This is a genomic window from Kitasatospora sp. NPDC043949 (genome assembly GCF_056435365.1).
This window is the reverse complement of record NZ_JBWKEQ010000004.1, coordinates 60,227-76,014: the sequence shown is the minus strand read 5'-3', so window position 1 is coordinate 76,014 and position 15,788 is coordinate 60,227. Positions and strand designations below refer to the sequence as shown.

At 73.8% G+C, this 15,788-nt stretch carries 11 protein-coding genes; 4 read left to right on the top strand and 7 right to left on the bottom strand.

Annotated features, from left to right (window positions below):
• Positions 1–13: 13 nt before the first annotated feature.
• The 7 genes from murD to rsmH form a co-directional block, all read right to left on the bottom strand.
• A complete protein-coding gene (murD, locus tag AC07AL_RS05360; protein ID WP_363628777.1) occupies positions 14–1,501 on the bottom strand; it encodes a UDP-N-acetylmuramoyl-L-alanine--D-glutamate ligase in 1,488 nt (495 codons plus the stop codon).
• Positions 1,498–2,559, bottom strand: a complete 1,062-nt coding sequence (gene mraY, locus AC07AL_RS05355) for a phospho-N-acetylmuramoyl-pentapeptide-transferase (protein ID WP_350884360.1) — start codon at positions 2,557–2,559, stop codon at positions 1,498–1,500. Before mraY ends, murD begins: the two co-directional genes overlap by 4 nt.
• A complete protein-coding gene (locus AC07AL_RS05350; protein WP_478316910.1) occupies positions 2,559–3,962 on the bottom strand; it encodes a UDP-N-acetylmuramoyl-tripeptide--D-alanyl-D-alanine ligase in 1,404 nt (467 codons plus the stop codon). Before AC07AL_RS05350 ends, mraY begins: the two co-directional genes overlap by 1 nt.
• Entirely contained in the window at positions 3,959–5,611 is a 1,653-nt protein-coding gene (locus AC07AL_RS05345; RefSeq protein WP_079135533.1) for a UDP-N-acetylmuramoyl-L-alanyl-D-glutamate--2,6-diaminopimelate ligase, read from the bottom strand. The genes AC07AL_RS05350 and AC07AL_RS05345 overlap by 4 nt, the downstream gene beginning before the upstream one ends.
• 6 nt (positions 5,612–5,617) lie before the next feature.
• The gene (locus tag AC07AL_RS05340; protein WP_400805657.1) at positions 5,618–7,807 is read right to left on the bottom strand and encodes a peptidoglycan D,D-transpeptidase FtsI family protein; all 2,190 of its coding nucleotides are present in this window, start codon (positions 7,805–7,807) and stop codon (positions 5,618–5,620) included.
• On the bottom strand, positions 7,804–8,298 hold the full coding sequence (gene ftsL, locus AC07AL_RS05335) for a cell division protein FtsL (RefSeq protein ID WP_400805655.1): 495 nt from the start codon (positions 8,296–8,298) through the stop codon (positions 7,804–7,806). The genes AC07AL_RS05340 and ftsL overlap by 4 nt, the downstream gene beginning before the upstream one ends.
• Positions 8,299–8,431: 133 nt before the next feature.
• Positions 8,432–9,406: a 16S rRNA (cytosine(1402)-N(4))-methyltransferase RsmH gene (rsmH, locus tag AC07AL_RS05330; protein ID WP_363582932.1), complete on the bottom strand. Its 975-nt coding sequence runs from the start codon at positions 9,404–9,406 to the stop codon at positions 8,432–8,434.
• 563 nt (positions 9,407–9,969) lie between these two features.
• Between rsmH and AC07AL_RS05325 the strand changes: the two genes are divergently transcribed.
• From AC07AL_RS05325 to AC07AL_RS05310, 4 genes are all read left to right on the top strand, one after another.
• On the top strand, positions 9,970–10,512 hold the full coding sequence (locus AC07AL_RS05325) for a beta-class carbonic anhydrase (RefSeq protein WP_063347243.1): 543 nt from the start codon (positions 9,970–9,972) through the stop codon (positions 10,510–10,512).
• A gap of 373 nt (positions 10,513–10,885) precedes the next feature.
• The gene (locus tag AC07AL_RS05320) at positions 10,886–11,830 is read left to right on the top strand and encodes an AAA family ATPase (RefSeq protein ID WP_363583028.1); all 945 of its coding nucleotides are present in this window, start codon (positions 10,886–10,888) and stop codon (positions 11,828–11,830) included.
• 1 nt (position 11,831) lies between these two features.
• A complete protein-coding gene (locus AC07AL_RS05315; protein WP_363582934.1) occupies positions 11,832–13,154 on the top strand; it encodes a DUF58 domain-containing protein in 1,323 nt (440 codons plus the stop codon).
• Positions 13,151–15,604 carry a transglutaminase TgpA family protein gene (locus tag AC07AL_RS05310; protein ID WP_478316905.1) on the top strand — a complete coding sequence of 818 codons (2,454 nt, stop codon included), beginning with the start codon at positions 13,151–13,153 and terminating at the stop codon, positions 15,602–15,604. Before AC07AL_RS05315 ends, AC07AL_RS05310 begins: the two co-directional genes overlap by 4 nt.
• Positions 15,605–15,788: the final 184 nt, after the last annotated feature.

Genomic DNA, 15,788 nt, shown 5'->3' with positions numbered 1-15,788 from the left:
ACGGCCCTTCGGCTCACTCCCCGCGGTCCGCCAGCTGCCGGACCGCGGCGGCGAAGAGGTCGCCGCGCTCGCCGTAGTTGGTGAACATGTCCATCGAGGCGCAGGCCGGTGCCAGCAGCACCGTGTCACCCGGCCGGGCGAGCGAGGCGGCCGTCCGGACGACCTCCGCCATCGCCACCGCGCCAGTCTGGCCCTCGGCCGCCTCGATCACCGGGACATCCGGAGCGTGTCGCTCCAGCGCCTCCCGGATCAGCGCGCGGTCCTCGCCGATCAGCACGGCGGCGCGCAGCCGCCCGGCCGCGCCCTGGACCAGGTCGTCGAAGGTCGCGCCCTTGGCCAGGCCGCCGGCGATCCAGACGACCGGCCGGAAGGCGGCCAGCGAGGCGGCGGCGGCGTGGGTGTTGGTGGCCTTGGAGTCGTCGACGTAGGTGACCTCGCCGACCACGCCGACCTCGGCGATCCGGTGGGCGTCCGGGCGGAAGGCCCGCAGGCCCTCGCGGACGGCCTTCGGCTCGACGCCGTACGCCCGGGCCAGCGCCGCCGCGGCGAGCGCGTTGGCGATGTTGTGCGGGGCGGCAGGACGGCGCGCAGCGCCCTCCTCGGAAGGGTGGTGGTGGGCGACGGGTGGGCTGACGTCCTCGACGGTGCCCAGCTCGGCCGCGTTCTTGGCCCGGTCGGCCACGAACGCGCGGTCCACCAGCAGCCCGTCCACCACCCCGAGGTTCGACAGGGCGGGCGCGCCGAGGCCGAAGCCGATCGCCCGGCAGCCCTCCTCAACGTCGGCCTCGCGGACCAGCGCCTCGGTGGCCGGGTCGGCCAGGTTGTACACGCAGGCGACGGTGTTGCCCTGGTAGATCCGGCCCTTGTCGGCGGCGTACGCCTCCATCGAGCCGTGCCAGTCGAGGTGGTCGGGGGCCAGGTTGAGCACGACCGCCGAGTGCGGGCGCAGCGAGGGCGCCCAGTGCAGCTGGTAGCTGGAGAGCTCGACGGCGAGCACGTCGTACGGCTCCTCGGCGAGGACCGCGTCCAGGACCGACACCCCGACGTTGCCGACGGCGGCGGTGCGCTTCCCGGCGGCGGTGAGGATCGAGGCGAGCATCTGGACGGTGGTGGTCTTGCCGTTGGTGCCGGTGACGGCCAGCCAGGGGGCGGGCTCGCCGGTGGCGGGCAGCGGCCGGCGCAGGCGCCAGGCGAGTTCGACGTCGCCCCAGACCTCGATGCCGGCCGCCGCGGCGGCGGCGAACAGCGGGCGGTCGGGCGCCCAGCCGGGCGAGGTGACGACCAGCCGGGTGCCCTCGGGCAGGCTGTCGCCGTCGCCGAGGCGGACGGTGACGCCGAGCGCCTCCAGCTCGGCGGCCCGGGCGGTCAGGCCCGCGCCGCTGCCGCCGTCCACCACGGTGACGTGGGCGCCGAGGCCGTGCAGGACGCGCGCGGCGCTGATGCCGGAGACGCCGAGCCCGGCGACGACGACGGGCAGGTTCGCAAAGTCAGGGTTCGTCATCCGGTCCGGTATCCCGCGTAGAAGAGGCCGAGGCCGACGGCCACGCAGAGTCCCTGGATGATCCAGAACCGGACCACGACCAGGACTTCGCTCCAGCCCTTGAGTTCGAAGTGGTGCTGCAGTGGCGCCATCTTGAAGACGCGCTTGCCGGTCATCCGGAACGAGCCGACCTGGATGATCACCGACAGGGTGATGATCATGAAGAGGCCGCCGAGCAGGATCAGCAGCAGCTCGGTGCGCGAGCAGATCGCCAGACCGGCCAGGGCGCCGCCGAGGGCGAGCGAGCCGGTGTCGCCCATGAAGATCTTGGCGGGCGAGGTGTTCCACCAGAGGAAGCCGAAGCAGGAGCCCATCAGGGCGGCGGCGACCACCGCGAGGTCCAGCGGGTCGCGGACGTCGTAGCAGCTGACGGTCGCGGTGACGGAGTAGGCGCAGCTCTGCCCGTACTCCCAGACGCCGATGAAGGTGTAGGCGCCGAAGGCCATCACCGAGGCACCGGTGGCGAGGCCGTCCAGACCGTCCGTCAGGTTCACGCCGTTGGAGGTCGCGGCGATCATGAAGTAGGCGAAGATGACGAACAGCACGGGGCCGATCGACCAGCCGTAGTCCCGGACGAAGGACAGGTGCTGGGACGCCGGGGTGAGCCCGCGGTCGTCCTGGAACTGCAGCGCCAGCACGGCGAAGGCCAGGCCGACGATGGACTGGCCGGCCAGCTTCGCCTTGGCCCGCAGACCGAGCGAGCGGCGCTTGACCACCTTGATGTAGTCGTCCAGGAAGCCGACCAGGCCCAGACCGGTCGTCAGGAAGAGCACCAGCAGGCCGGAGGCCGTCGGGCTCTCGCCCGTTATCGCCTTGGTCCCGAAGTAGGCGATCAGGGTCGCCAGGATGAAGGCGATGCCGCCCATGGTGGGCGTGCCCTTCTTGCTGTGGTGCGCCTTCGGCCCGTCGTCGCGGATGTACTGGCCGTAGCCCTGCCGGGCGAGCAGCTTGATCAGGGCGGGGGTACCGACCAGCGACAGGATCAGGCCGATCATGCCGGAGAAGAGGATCTGCTTCATTACGCGGCCACACCGTCCGAGAGGAGGGCCTCGGCCACCTTCTCCAGCCCCACCGAACGGGACGCCTTCACCAGGACCACATCCCCCGGCCGAAGTTGACTGCGCAGCAGCTCGACCGCCGCGTCCGCGTCGGACACCAGCACCGACTCCTCACCCCACGAACCTTCGTTCCTCGCGCCGAGTTCCATGCAGGCCGCCTCGCGTCCACCGACCGCCACCAGCTTGGTGACGTCCAGTCGGACGGCGAGCCGCCCGATGGCGTCGTGCTCGGCCAGGCTCTCCTCGCCGAGCTCCCGCATCTCGCCGAGCACCGCCCAGGTGCGGCGGCGCTCCGGGCCGCGTCCCCCCATCGAGACCAGCGCCCGCAGCGCGGCCCGCATCGAGTCGGGGTTCGCGTTGTAGGCGTCGTTGACGACGGTGACACCATCGGCCCGGTCGACGACCTCCATGCGCCAGCGGGACAGCGCACCCGCTTCGCCCAGGGCGGTCGCGGTGTCGTCGACGGACATCCCGAGCTCCACCGCCACCGCAGCGGCGGCGAGGGCGTTCGAGATGTGGTGCTCACCGTACAGGCGCAGCTGCACGGGCGCGGAACCGGCCGGGGTGGTGAGCGTGAAGGATGGCCGTCCGGCGGCGTCCAGCCGAACGTTCGTCGCCCGGACGTGGGCATCCGGGGATTCCCCGAACAGGACCACCTTCGCCCTGGTACGGCCGGCCATCGCGCGCACCAGCCGGTCGTCCGCGTTGAGGATCGCGGCGCCGTCGGCGGGCAGCGCCTCGACGAGTTCGCCCTTGGCCTCGGCGATCGCCTCCTGCGAGCCGAACTCGCCGACGTGCGCGGTGCCGACGTTCAGCACCACGCCGATCCGGGGCGGCGTGATCGAGGTGAGGTACTCGATGTCGCCCTTGTGCCGGGCGCCCATCTCCATGACCAGGTGCCGGGTGCCGGGCTCGACCCGCAGCGCGGTCATCGGGTGGCCGATCTCGTTGTTGAGCGAGCCGGGCGGGTAGACCGTGTCGCCGAGGCGCTGCAGCAGCTGGGCGATCAGGTCCTTGGTGCTGGTCTTGCCGGCCGAGCCGGTCAGCGCGACGACGGCGGTGCCCTCGGCGCGGGCGACCACGGCCCGGGCCAGCTTGCCGAGCGCGTCCACCACACTGTCGACCAGGACGGCGGGCACGCCGACCGGGCGGTCGGCCAGCACCGCGACGGCGCCGGCCCCGACCGCGACGTCCGCGTAGTCGTGGCCGTCCACGCGCTCGCCGACGAAGGCCGCGAACAGGCCGCCGGGGCGCACCTTCCGCGAGTCGACCTCGACCGGGCCGGTCACCAGGGCGCCGGGGTCGGCGCCGTCCAGGGTGCCCCCGACTGCGGCGGCCACCTCGGCGAGGGTCAGTGCGATCACTGCTGCTCTACTCCTCGGTCGCCCCGGGCGGCCGTGGTCTGCGTGATGGATTCGCGCAGCACCTCCCGGTCGTCGAAGGGGCGGATCTCGTCTCGTACGTACTGGCCAAGTTCGTGGCCCTTGCCGGCCACCAGCACGGTGTCCCCGGCGTGGGCGCGGGCGACGGCGATCCGGATCGCCTCGGCCCGGTCGGGGACGACCAGGACGGTCCCGCGCTCGGCCTCGGGCACCGCGGCGGCGCCGGTCAGCATGCTGGCGAGGATCGCCAGCGGGTCTTCGCTGCGCGGGTTGTCGCTGGTCAACAGGGCGGTGTCGGCGAGCCGGGCGGCGATGGCGCCCATCGGGCCGCGCTTGTGCGGGTCCCGGTCTCCGCCGCAGCCGACGACGACGTGCAGCCGGCCCTTGGTGACCTCGCGCAGCGAGCCGAGGACGGCCTGGAGGGCGTCCGGCTTGTGCGCGTAGTCGACCACGGCGACGAACGCCTGTCCGGCGTCCACCCGCTCCAGCCGGCCCGGCACGCCGGGCACCGCGGCGACGCCGGCCACGGCCCGCTCCAGCGGCAGGCCGGCGGCGACCAGCAGGGTGATCGCGGCGAGCGCGTTGGCCACGTTGAACGGGCCGGGCAGCGGCACGGCCGCGTCGGCCTCGGCGCCGTCCGGGCCGAGCACCCGGAAGGTGGAGCCGACCGGGCCGAGCTGGACGTCCACGGCCCGCCAGTCGGCCTCGACGGCGCCGGTGGCGGAGAAGGTGGTCACCGGGATCTTGGCCTCGGCGGCCAGCCGGCGGCCGTACTCGTCGTCCACGTTGACCACGCCGTGGCGGGACTTGCCGGGCTGGAAGAGCCGGGCCTTCGCCTGGAAGTAGTCCTCCATGTCCGGGTGGAAGTCGAGGTGCTCGGGGGTGAGGTTGTTGAACAGGGAGACGTCGTACGTCACCCCGTCGGTGCGGCCGTAGACCAGCGCGTGGCTGGAGACCTCCATGGTCACCGCGTCCGCGCCGCGCTCGGCCATCACGCCGAGGATCGCGTGCAGGTCGGTGGCCTCGGGGGTGGTGCGCTCGCTCTTGATCCGCTCGTCGCCGACCCGCATCTCGACGGTGCCGATCACCCCGGGGGCGCGCCCGGCGCCGAGCAGGCCGCCCTCGACCAGGTAGGACGTGGTGGTCTTGCCGTTGGTGCCGGTCAGCCCGATCATCAGCAGCCGCTCGGAGGGGCGACCGTAGACGGCTGCCGCGAGCTCGCCCATCCGGGCCCGCGGCCGGTCGACGACCAGCAGCGGCAGGCCGGTGCCGGCCGCCAGCTCGGCGCCGGCCGGGTCGGTGAGCAGCGCCGCCGCGCCCGCCGCCGCGGCCTGGGCCGCGAAGGCCGCGCCGTGGTGGTTGGCGCCGGGGAAGGCCACGTACACGTCGCCGGGGCGCACCGCCCGGGAGTCGTGGGTGACGCCGCTGACGAGGCCCCCCTCGACGGGATCGAGGCCCAGCTGGCGGGCCAGTTCGGCGAGCGGCAGGGCGGCGGTCCCGGCCGGGCGGGGCGGACTCACGGTGATTTGATCGGGTTTCGGCACGGCGGGAAGGCTATCCGCCGAAGGGTGTCCAGGGCCAAACCGGCCCTTCGCCGCGCCGCCGTCCGGCCCGACCCGCTCGTTGCTCATACTCGCTCACGGCTTCCACTCGACGGGCAGGTTGGGCGCCTGGCTGCCGCTGGGCGGGACCTGCATGGTCTTCAGGGTGAACTCCATCACCTGCTTGAACACCGGTCCGCACAGCTGGCCGCCGAAGTGGCCGTTGACCGGCCCCTGGAGGGTGCAGGAGACGGTGTACCGGGGGGCGTCGGCGGGGGCGAAGCCGATGAAGGAGGCGGTGTAGCCGTCGTAGCCCTTGCCGTTGGCGGCCCCCCGGTTGGCGGTGCCGGTCTTGCCGGCGACCCGGTAGCCGGGGATGGCGGCCTTGCCGCCGGTGCCCTGCTCGTCGTCGACGACCGACTCCAGCATCGAGGTGAGGGTCTTGGCGGTCTGTTCGCTGACCACCTGGGTCTGCTCGCCCGGCGGGGTCGCGGTGTACTTGCCGTCCGGGCTGGTGGTGCCCTGGACGATGCTGGGCGCGACCCGGACGCCGCCGTTGGCGATGGTCGAGTACACCGAGGTGGCCTGCAGCGCGTTCATCTGCAGCGGGCCCTGGCCGAAGGCGATGTTGTACTTCTCCGAGGCGACCAGGTCCCCCGGCTTCTTGAGCATCCCAGGGGTCTCGCCGGGGAAGTTCAGACCGGTCGGCTGGCCCACGCCGAACTTGCGCATGTAGCCGTCCAGCGTCTTGTTGACCTCCGACTGGTCGGCGCCGAGGGTCTCGACCGCCTCGATGGTGCCGATGTTGGAGGACTTGGCCAGCACCCCGGCCAGGGTCAGGTACCAGTCGCCGTGCTCGACGTCGTCCTTGAACTGCTGGCCGGCCCGGACCAGCCGGTTGGGCACGGTGACCTTGGTGTCCCAGTTGGCCTTGCCGGTGTCCAGGACGGCGGCCAGGCTCATCAGCTTGGCGGTGCTGCCCGGCTCGTACGCGTCGACCAGCGCGGCGTTGCCCATCTGGGACTGCTTGGCGGTGCTCAGGTCGTTCGGGTTGAAGCCGGGCGCGGTGGCCATCGCCAGGACCTGACCGGTCTTCACGTCCTGGACGACGACGTAGCCCTTCTCCGCCCCGGAGTTGGCGACCTGGTCGGTGAGCGCCCGCTGGGCGGCCCACTGGATGTCCCGGTTGATGGTCAGCTTCACGTCGGTGCCGGGCACGGCCGGGTCCATCGAGCCCCCGGCGGTGGGCACCAGCCGGCCGCCCGCCTGGGCGTAGCTGCTGTGCCCGTCCTTGCCGGCCAGCTGCTTCTGGTACTGGAGCTCCAGGCCGCCGGCGCCCTCGCCCTCACCGTTGACGAAGCCGACCAGGTTGGCGGCCAGGCCGTCGGCGGGGTAGATCCGCTTCTGGGTCTCCCGGTTGAACACCCCGGCCAGCGGGTTGGCGCACTCGTTGTCGACCCGGGTGCGTCCGCCCTGGTCGGCGGCCTTGGTCAGCAGCCGCTTCTGGGCCTGGCAGGTCCGCGAGCCGGCCTGCTTCTCCAGGCCCGCCTTGAGGTCGCTGATCTGGCTCTTGGTGGCCGGGGTCTGCTGGGCGGCGAGCCGCTTGTAGCGGGTCTTGGGGGTGTGCAGGTCGGCGGCGATCTTGTCCTTGGGCACGCCGAGGATCGGCGCCAGCAGGGCGGCCGCCTGCTCCGGGGCGTCCGGGATGCCGGTCGCCGCCGGGGTGAACATCGCCGGGTCGGCGGTGATGTCGTACGCGTCGACGGTGGCGGCCAGCGCCACCCCGTCGGAGGACGTTATCGAGCCGCGCTCGGCGGTGATCGGGATGTTCAGGTAGCGGTTGGTGTTGGCGTCGGCGGCCAGCGCGTCGGAGTCCAGCAGCTGGAGCTGCACCAGGCGGCCGGCGAACACCGAGAACACCAGCGACATCACCACGGTGATCACCCGCAGGCGGCGCTTGGGCTCGGCCAGCCGGAGCGCCTTGGGGCGCAGCGGGCGGCGCGGCCGGACGGCGGCCTGGCTCCGGGCCGGCGGGCGGCCCTCGGGGCGGCGCTGCTGCGGTGCCCGGGGTGTACGGGCGGCGGCGGCCTTGGCGGGCTGGCCCTTGGCCGGCTGCCCCTTCGCGGACTGTCCCTTGACGGGTTGTCCCTTCGCGGGCTGCCCCTTCGCGGGCTGGGCCTTGCCGGCGGACTGGCCGCGCGGCGCGGCCGCGCGGGGCGCGGCGCCCTTGGGCGGCTGGCGGCGGCCGTTGCCGGAGCCTCCGGACGGCTGACGTGGCGTGCTCATCGGCCCGCACCTCCGGTCGACGGCGCGGCCGGGGGGGCCGGGTTGATCTGGACCACGGAGTCACCGGCCGTCGCCGCCGGGCTCGGCGCGCCCGGGGGGGCGCTCGCCGGGGGCGCACCCGCCGGGGCGCTCGGCGCCGGCTGCTTCATCGGCCACGGGTCGACCGTCGAGCGCTTGACCGGCGGGCTGTCCTGCGCCGGTCCGGGCGTGCCGATCACCTTGCCGCCGTTCGGGACGTCCAGGAAGGCCATCCCGCCGGCCGGGACCATGCCCAGCTCGGCGGCCCGCCGCGCCAACGCGTCCGGCGCCGAGCTCTGGTCGATCTGGTGCTGGAGGCCCTGCTTCTCGTCGGTCGCCACGGTGGTCTGCTTCTGCAGCCGGGACAGTTCGAAGGAGCCCTCGTTGAGCGCCGTGTTCAGCGCCAGCAGCCCGAGCAGCCCCGCCGCGAGCAGCACCACCACGAGCACCGCGAACGGCGTGCGGCCCCGCACCGGACGCCGCCCCGGCCGGACCGTGATCCGCGCCCTGCCCTGTCCGGGGAACGATCCCCGCCCCGCCCGGACCCCACCGGCCACCGGCCCCACTGCTCTCCTCCGCCCTTCGGACCCCGCCGGGGCCAACGTTTCAGCCCCGCTTGCTACGGTCCCTGATCCTCTCCGCCACCCGCAGCCGTACGGGCGCGGCGCGCCGGTTCTCCTCGATCTCCTCCTCCGTGGCCAGCTCGGCACCACGGGTGATCAGCTTGAGCCAGGGCTGGTGCTCCTCCGGGATGAACGGCAGCCCCGGCGGCGCGGTGTTGGTCGACCCGGCGGCGAAGTACTGCTTCACCAGCCGGTCTTCCAGCGACTGGTAGGACATCACGACCATCCGACCGCCGATCGCCAGGGCCTCCAGCGCACCGGGAATCGCCCGGTCCAGGACCTCCAACTCGCCGTTGACCTCGATCCGCAGCGCCTGGAACGTCCGCTTGGCCGGGTTCCCGCCGGTCCGGCGGGTCGCCGCCGGAATGGCGTTCCGCACCAACTCGACCAGACGCGCGCTGTTGGTGAACGGTTCCTTCTCCCGCTCCCGGAGGATCACCGAGGCGATCTTCCCGGCGAACCGCTCCTCGCCGTAGACCTTGAGGATCCGGGCCAGGGCACCGTGGCTGTAGGTGTTCAACACCTCCGCCGCGCTGATCCCCCGGGTCTGGTCCATCCGCATGTCCAGCGGCGCGTCCTGCGCGTACGCGAAACCGCGATCGGCCTCGTCCAGCTGCATCGAGGAGACGCCGAGGTCGAACAGGACGCCGTCCACCCGGTCGATGTCCAGGCGCTCCAGCACCTCGGGGATCTCGTCGTAGACGGCGTGCACCAGGGTGGCCCGGTCTCCGAAGGGCGCCAGCCGCTCGCCGGAGAGCTTCAGCGCCTGCGGGTCGCGGTCCACCGCGACCAGCCGCACCTCGGGGAACTGGGTGAGCAGCGCCTCGCTGTGCCCGCCGAGGCCGAGGGTGGCGTCCACCACCACCGCCCCGGGGCGCGAGATCGCCGGAGCCAGGGCGTCCATGCACCGCTGCAGCATGACCGGAACGTGCTTGGGGCCCGGATCGTTGGTGGTCATGCGCGGTGGCGCCCTTCCTCAGGTGCGGAGCAGCCCGACGACCGGGAGCTCCGACCATTCTCGCCCACCACTGCACGACGCGACGACGCGGCCCGTGGTCCCCGCCCGCTCCAGGGGGAAGATCGTGACCGCCCGGCGCCGGGGAAGGTGCGCCAGGTGGGCACGGAGCGGGTGGAGGCCACGGGCCGCATCAACCGGGCCACCCAGGCCGGAAAAGCCCGGTTGACGGGATCCGGCGGGTGTGCTCCACTGCGCCGCAAACTCTATCGCGCGGGCCCCGCCAGTCAATGGTCCGCTCCGGCGCACCACCCGGGCGGCGGTACGGATCACCGCAGGTCGCAGCCATGGGAGTGGCCCCGCGGAGGTGCCGGCCGGGGGCCCGCGGGAGCGGCCGCGCGCCCCACCCGCGCACCCGCCCCGCGGGCGCTCCGGGACCAGCCCGGACAAACCCTCCCGAACGCGTGGAACGGTCCGCCTGTTGTGGCTATGCGCTCGATCACAGCGGCCCGATCTGTAGCTCTCCTCCCCACCGCGGACGCCCGAATCGCACTAACGTCGCCACCATGACAGTGACCCCCGACCGGCCGACGCCGACCGACGCTGCCGACTCCCCGCGACCCGCCATCATCGACCGCTTCGTCACGGACAACCGCGAGTACGCCGTGACCTTCCGGGACGGCGGCATGGACGCCCGCCCGGTCCAGAAGATCGCCGTGGTGGCGTGCATGGACGCCCGCCTCGACCTGTTCGCGGCGCTCGGCCTCGAACTGGGCGACGCCCACGTCATCCGCAACGCGGGCGGCGTCGTCACCGACGACACCATCCGCTCCCTCACCATCAGTCAGCGCGCCCTCGGCACCCGCTCGGTCGCGCTGATCCACCACACCGGCTGCGGCCTGCTCGGGCTGACCGAGGACTTCCGCCGCGAGCTGGAGCTGGAGGTCGGCCAGCGCCCGCAGTGGGCGGTGGAGGCCTTCGTCGACCTCGACGGCGACGTCCGCCAGTCCATGCAGCGGGTCCGCACCTCGCCCTTCCTGCTGCACACCGACGACGTCCGCGGCTTCGTCTTCGACGTCCACACCGGGCTCCTGCGCGAAATCCACTGAACCCCGTACCCGCACCACCGCCCCGCACCGCGCACCGCCCGGCCAACGGCGTCCGGGCATCCTGGGCCGTCCCGAGGGTGACTTCTGGTCACCGGTCAGGGGAGAATGCGCCTGCCGGTCAGACCCCGAACCACCTGGGGCGGCCAGGCCGCAGGCCGCTACCCCGGCACCGGATTCCCGACGGAACCGCCCCTGGGAAGGCCGCGTCAAGCATGGGGTGGGGTCCGGCCTCGGGGTGAGGCGGGCACAGGGTGCCAGGGAGCGTATACGGGTGACGAGCTACAGCGATCAGGCCGGTCTCGGCAGTCCTGCGGGGGGCGGCCAGGGGACGGACGGGTACCACCGGGCCGGACTTCCCGAGCTCGCCGCGGTCGTGGACCGGATCCGCGCCAACATCGAGAGCGTGATCGAGGGCAAGCCGGAGGCCGTCCGGGTCGCACTGACCGTCCTGCTCGCCGAGGGCCACCTGCTGCTGGAGGACGTGCCCGGCGTCGGCAAGACCATGCTGGCCAAGGCGCTCGCCCGCTCGGTCGACTGCACCGTCCGCCGCATCCAGTTCACGCCCGACCTGCTGCCCTCGGACGTCACCGGCACCAACATCTACGACCAGCACCAGCGCGACTTCGAGTTCCGCCCGGGCGCGATCTTCGCGCAGATCGTGGTCGGCGACGAGATCAACCGCGCCTCGCCCAAGACCCAGTCCGCGCTGCTGGAGTCGATGGAGGAACGCCAGGTCACCATCGACGGCACCAGCTACGAGCTGCCCTCGCCGTTCATGGTCGTGGCCACCCAGAACCCGGTCGAGATGGAGGGCACCTACCCCCTGCCGGAGGCCCAGCGGGACCGCTTCATGGCCCGGATCTCGATCGGCTACCCCAGCCCCGAGGCCGAGTTCGCGATGCTCGACGTGCACTCCGGCGCCAGCCCCCTGGAGGACCTCCAGCCGGTGGCGCACGCCGCCGACATCCTCAAGCTGGTCGACCTGGTGCGCAGCGTGCACATCGCCGACCCGGTCCGCCGCTACGCCGTCGACCTGGTCGGCGCCACCCGAACCAGCCACGAGCTGCGTCTGGGCGCCTCGCCGCGCGCCACCCTGCACCTGGTCCGGGCCGCCCGCGCCGCCGCCGCGCTCGACGGGCGCGACTACGTCACCCCGGACGACATCCAGCGCCTGGCCGTGCCCGTCCTCGCGCACCGCCTGATGCCGACCGCCGAGACCCAGCTCAGCCGCCGCACCGCCGAGCAGATCGTGACCGACCTGGTCGCCCGGCTGCCGCTGCCGCGCCCGCAGGGCGGCCCGGCCGTCCGGAGGGGCTGAGGTGGCCCCGTCCGACCCGACGTCAGGACTGCGGACCGGGCTGCGCGGCCTCACCACCCGGGGGCGCTCCTTCCTCGCCGCCGGCGTCACCGCGGTCGGCTGCGCCTACCTGCTCGACCAGGACGCGCTGCTGCGCGTCGGCGTGCTGCTCGCCGCGCTGCCGCTGGCCGCCGCGCTGGTGGTCGCCAACACCCGCTACCGGGTGGCCAGCGGCCGCCGGCTGAGCCCGCGTCGCGCGGTGGCCGGCCAGGAGGCCCGGGTCCACCTGCGGGTCGACAACGTCTCCCGGGTGCCCACCGGGCTGCTGCTCCTGGAGGACAAGGTCCCGTACGTGCTCGGGCCGCGCCCGCGCTTCGTGCTGGACCGGGTCGAGCCGCGCGGCCACCGCGAGGTCTCCTACCGGGTCCGCTCCGACCTGCGCGGCCGCTACCCGCTCGGGCCGCTCCAGCTGCGGCTGTCCGACCCGTTCGGGATGTGCGAGGTGAACCGTTCCTTCTCCGCCTCCGACGTCCTCACCGTCGTCCCCCAGGTCCAGGCCCTGCCGCACGTGCGGCTGAGCGGCGAGTGGGGCGGCCAGGGCGAGAGCCGTGCCCGCACCCTGGCGCTGGCCGGCGACGACGACGTGATCCTGCGCGAGTACCGGCCCGGCGACGACCTGCGCCGGGTGCACTGGAAGTCCACCGCCCGGTACGGCGAACTGATGGTGCGCCGCGAGGAGCAGCCGCAGCGGGCCCGCGCGACCGTCCTGCTGGACACCCGGGAGATCGGCCACCGCGGCATCGGCCCCGCCTCCTCCTTCGAGTGGGCCGTGAGCTGCGCCGCCTCGGTCGCCGTGCACCTGCTGGAGCGCGGCTACCAGACCCAGCTGCTCACCGATACCGGCCAGTGGGTGCCCGGCCCCGGCGCCGGCGGCGGCAACACCGCGGCCGACGCCTCCGGGCTGATCCTGGACGCGCTCGCGGTGGCCGACCTGTCCGACGGCGCCGGCCTCTCCCGCGCAGAGGAGCCGCTGCGCGCCGGCGGCGAGGGACTGCTGGTCGCCGTGCTCGGCGAACTCGACGAGGCGCAGACCGCCCGGCTGGCCCGGCTGCGCAGCCGCACCGGCGGGGCCGTCGCGTTCCTCCTCGACACCGGCACCTGGGCGGGCCTGCGGATGCTCGCCCCCGACACCGGCGGCGACGAGTTCCGCAACCGGGTCCGGCAGCTGCGCGAGGCCGGCTGGACCGTCCTGCCGGTCAGCTCCGGGGACTCCGTCCCGGACCTCTGGCAGGCCGCCGACGGCGCCAAGACGACCTCCCCCTACCGAGAAGAGGCCGGCGCGTGACCACCCGGGCCAAACTGACCGTCTACTCGGCGCTGGCCACCGCCCTCGCGTCGCTCTGCCTGACCCCGCTGCTCACCACCAGGAGCTGGATCACCCACGCCTTCCTGGTGATCGCGGTGATCGCGGCGGTCGGCGCGGGCCTGCGGCGGGCCCCGCTGTACCGCTGGACGGTGCCCGTCGGCCAGCTGCTGGTGCTGTTCCTGCTGATCCTGATCGGCTTCGCCGGCTCCGGCTCGCTGCTGGGCGGCGTGGTGCCCGGGCCGTCCTCGCTGCGCGCCCTCGACCACGTCATCAACTCCGGCCTGGACGACATCCAGGTGTACGCCATCCCGGCGCCGCCCAACCCCGGCCTGCGGCTGATCCTGGTCGCCTCGGTCGGCCTGGTCGCCGTCGTGGTGGACACCGTCGCGGTGACGTACCGGCGCTCGGCGCTGGCCGGGCTGCCGCTGCTGGCGCTGTACTCGGTCGGCAACGGGCTCTCCGGGGACCACGGCAGCTGGCTCTGGTTCGCCCTGGCGTCGGCCGGCTACCTGGTGCTGCTGTTCGCCGAGGGGCAGGACCGGGTCTCCCGCTGGGGCCGGGTCTTCCACGGCGGCTCGCGCGACGGGACGAGCTCCGGCCGGGTCAGCCCGGGTGGCCAGCAGGTCGGCGTCCTCGCGCTGGTCGCGGCGCTGCTGCTGCCGGTCGTCCTGCCGCACTGGGACTCCGGCCTGCTGAGCCCCGACTCCGGCGGGTCCTCGGGCAAGAGCTCCATCGGGTCGGCCACCAGCCTCGACCCGCTGGTCAGCCTGGAGTCGGCGGTCACCAAGCCCACCAACAACGAACTGCTCAGCTACACCCTGGACAGCGAGATCGCCGACCAGATCTACCTGCGCACCGGGGCGCTGGACCAGTTCGACGGCACCAACTGGCGGCTCGGCAGCACCACGGTCAACGACCTCCCGTCCTCCTTCCCCGCCCCCGAGGGCCTGCGGGACGCCAACCTCCCCCGGATCGAGGGCGACTTCCAGATCAGCGACCGGCTGGAGAAGAGCTGGCTGCCGATGCCCTACCCGGCCGCCTCCGTCCAGGTCCCCAACCGGTCCGACTGGAAGCTCGACCCGCTCACCCGCACCGTCCTGCCGACCAACGACCGGGCGATCCGCAGCCTGCGCTACCACGTCAGCGCGCTGGACGTGCGGCCCACCGCGAACGAGCTGCGCACCGCGTCGACCGCGCCGCAGGACATCCGGGACCACTACACCGGCCTCCCCCAGGACCTCCCGCCGGTCGTCGCGCAGCAGGCCCACGAGGTCACCGCCAAGGCGACGAACGACTACGACCGGGCGATGGCGCTGGTGAGCTGGTTCACCGGCCCGCAGTTCCAGTACGACACCGCGGTCAACGGCGGCACCGGCAGCAACGCGATCGCGGTCTTCCTGCGCGACCGCAAGGGCTTCTGCGTCCACTTCGCCTCCACCATGGCGGCGATGGCCCGCACCCTGAAGATCCCGTCCCGGGTGGCCGTCGGCTTCACCCCCGGCGACGCCAAGGGCGGCAACGTCTACTCGGTGACCGGCCGGATGTACCACGCCTGGCCCGAGCTGTACTTCTCGGGCTACGGCTGGCTGCGCTTCGAGCCCACCCCGAGCCGCGGCGTCCAGCCCCGCTACACCGAGCAGTCCACCACCCCGACCACCGCGCCGACCCAGCAGCCGACCGCCTCCGCGCAGAGCTCGGCGCCGGTCGCGGCGCCGACCGACAGCAAGGACTGCGACGCGAAGCAGCGCCAGCTGGGTGAGTGCGGCGGCAGGAGCAAGGCCGTCAGCAGCGCCGCCGAGGACTCCTGGCTGCTGTCCGGGCAGGTCCTGGGCAGCGCCGCCGTGGTGGTGCTGGTGATCGCGCTGCTGCTGGTGCCGATGCTCTGGCGGTCGGCGCTGCGCCGGCGCCGGCTCGGCCCCGGCGGCCGGCGCGGCCCCGGCGGCGGCCCGGCCGAGCTCACCGACGCCCAGGTGCTGGCCGCCTGGGACGAACTGATCGACTCCGCCTGGGACCTCGGAATTCCCCCGGACGAGTCACGCACCCCGCGCTCGGCCGCCCGGCGGATCACCGAGAAGGCCGAGCTGGACGCGGACTCGGCGGCGGCCGCCGGGCGGCTGGCGCTGGCCACCGAACGGGTGCTCTACGCCCCGGCCGGCCAGGTCACCACCGCCCCGCTGTCGGCGGACGTCCGGACCGCCCGGCAGGGCATGCGGGCCACCGCCGGCCGGGCCGGGCGGACCAGGGCGGTGCTGCTGCCGCCGTCCTCGGCCCAGCTGTGGTGGCGGATCTCGGACGCCCTGCGGGCGGCCCGGGAGGCGGTCGGCACCAGCGTCGGCCGGGTGTCCGCCGCGGTCACCGGCCCGGTGCGGCGGGTGGTCTCCCGGCGCAAGCGCAAGCCGGAGTCCGAGCAGGCCTCCAGGGAGTCCTGAGCGGGGCCCGGGCGAACGGGCCGTCGCGCGGACGCGGGAACGGGGGGGGGGGGGGGGGGGGGGGGGGGGGGGGGGGGGGGTGGGGGGGGGGGGGTTGGGGGGGGGGGGGGGGGGGGGAAGCGTCGGAGTAGAACGGAGACGTCCCACCACCCCCATCTCCTCCCCCCCCCCCCATCCCTCCCCA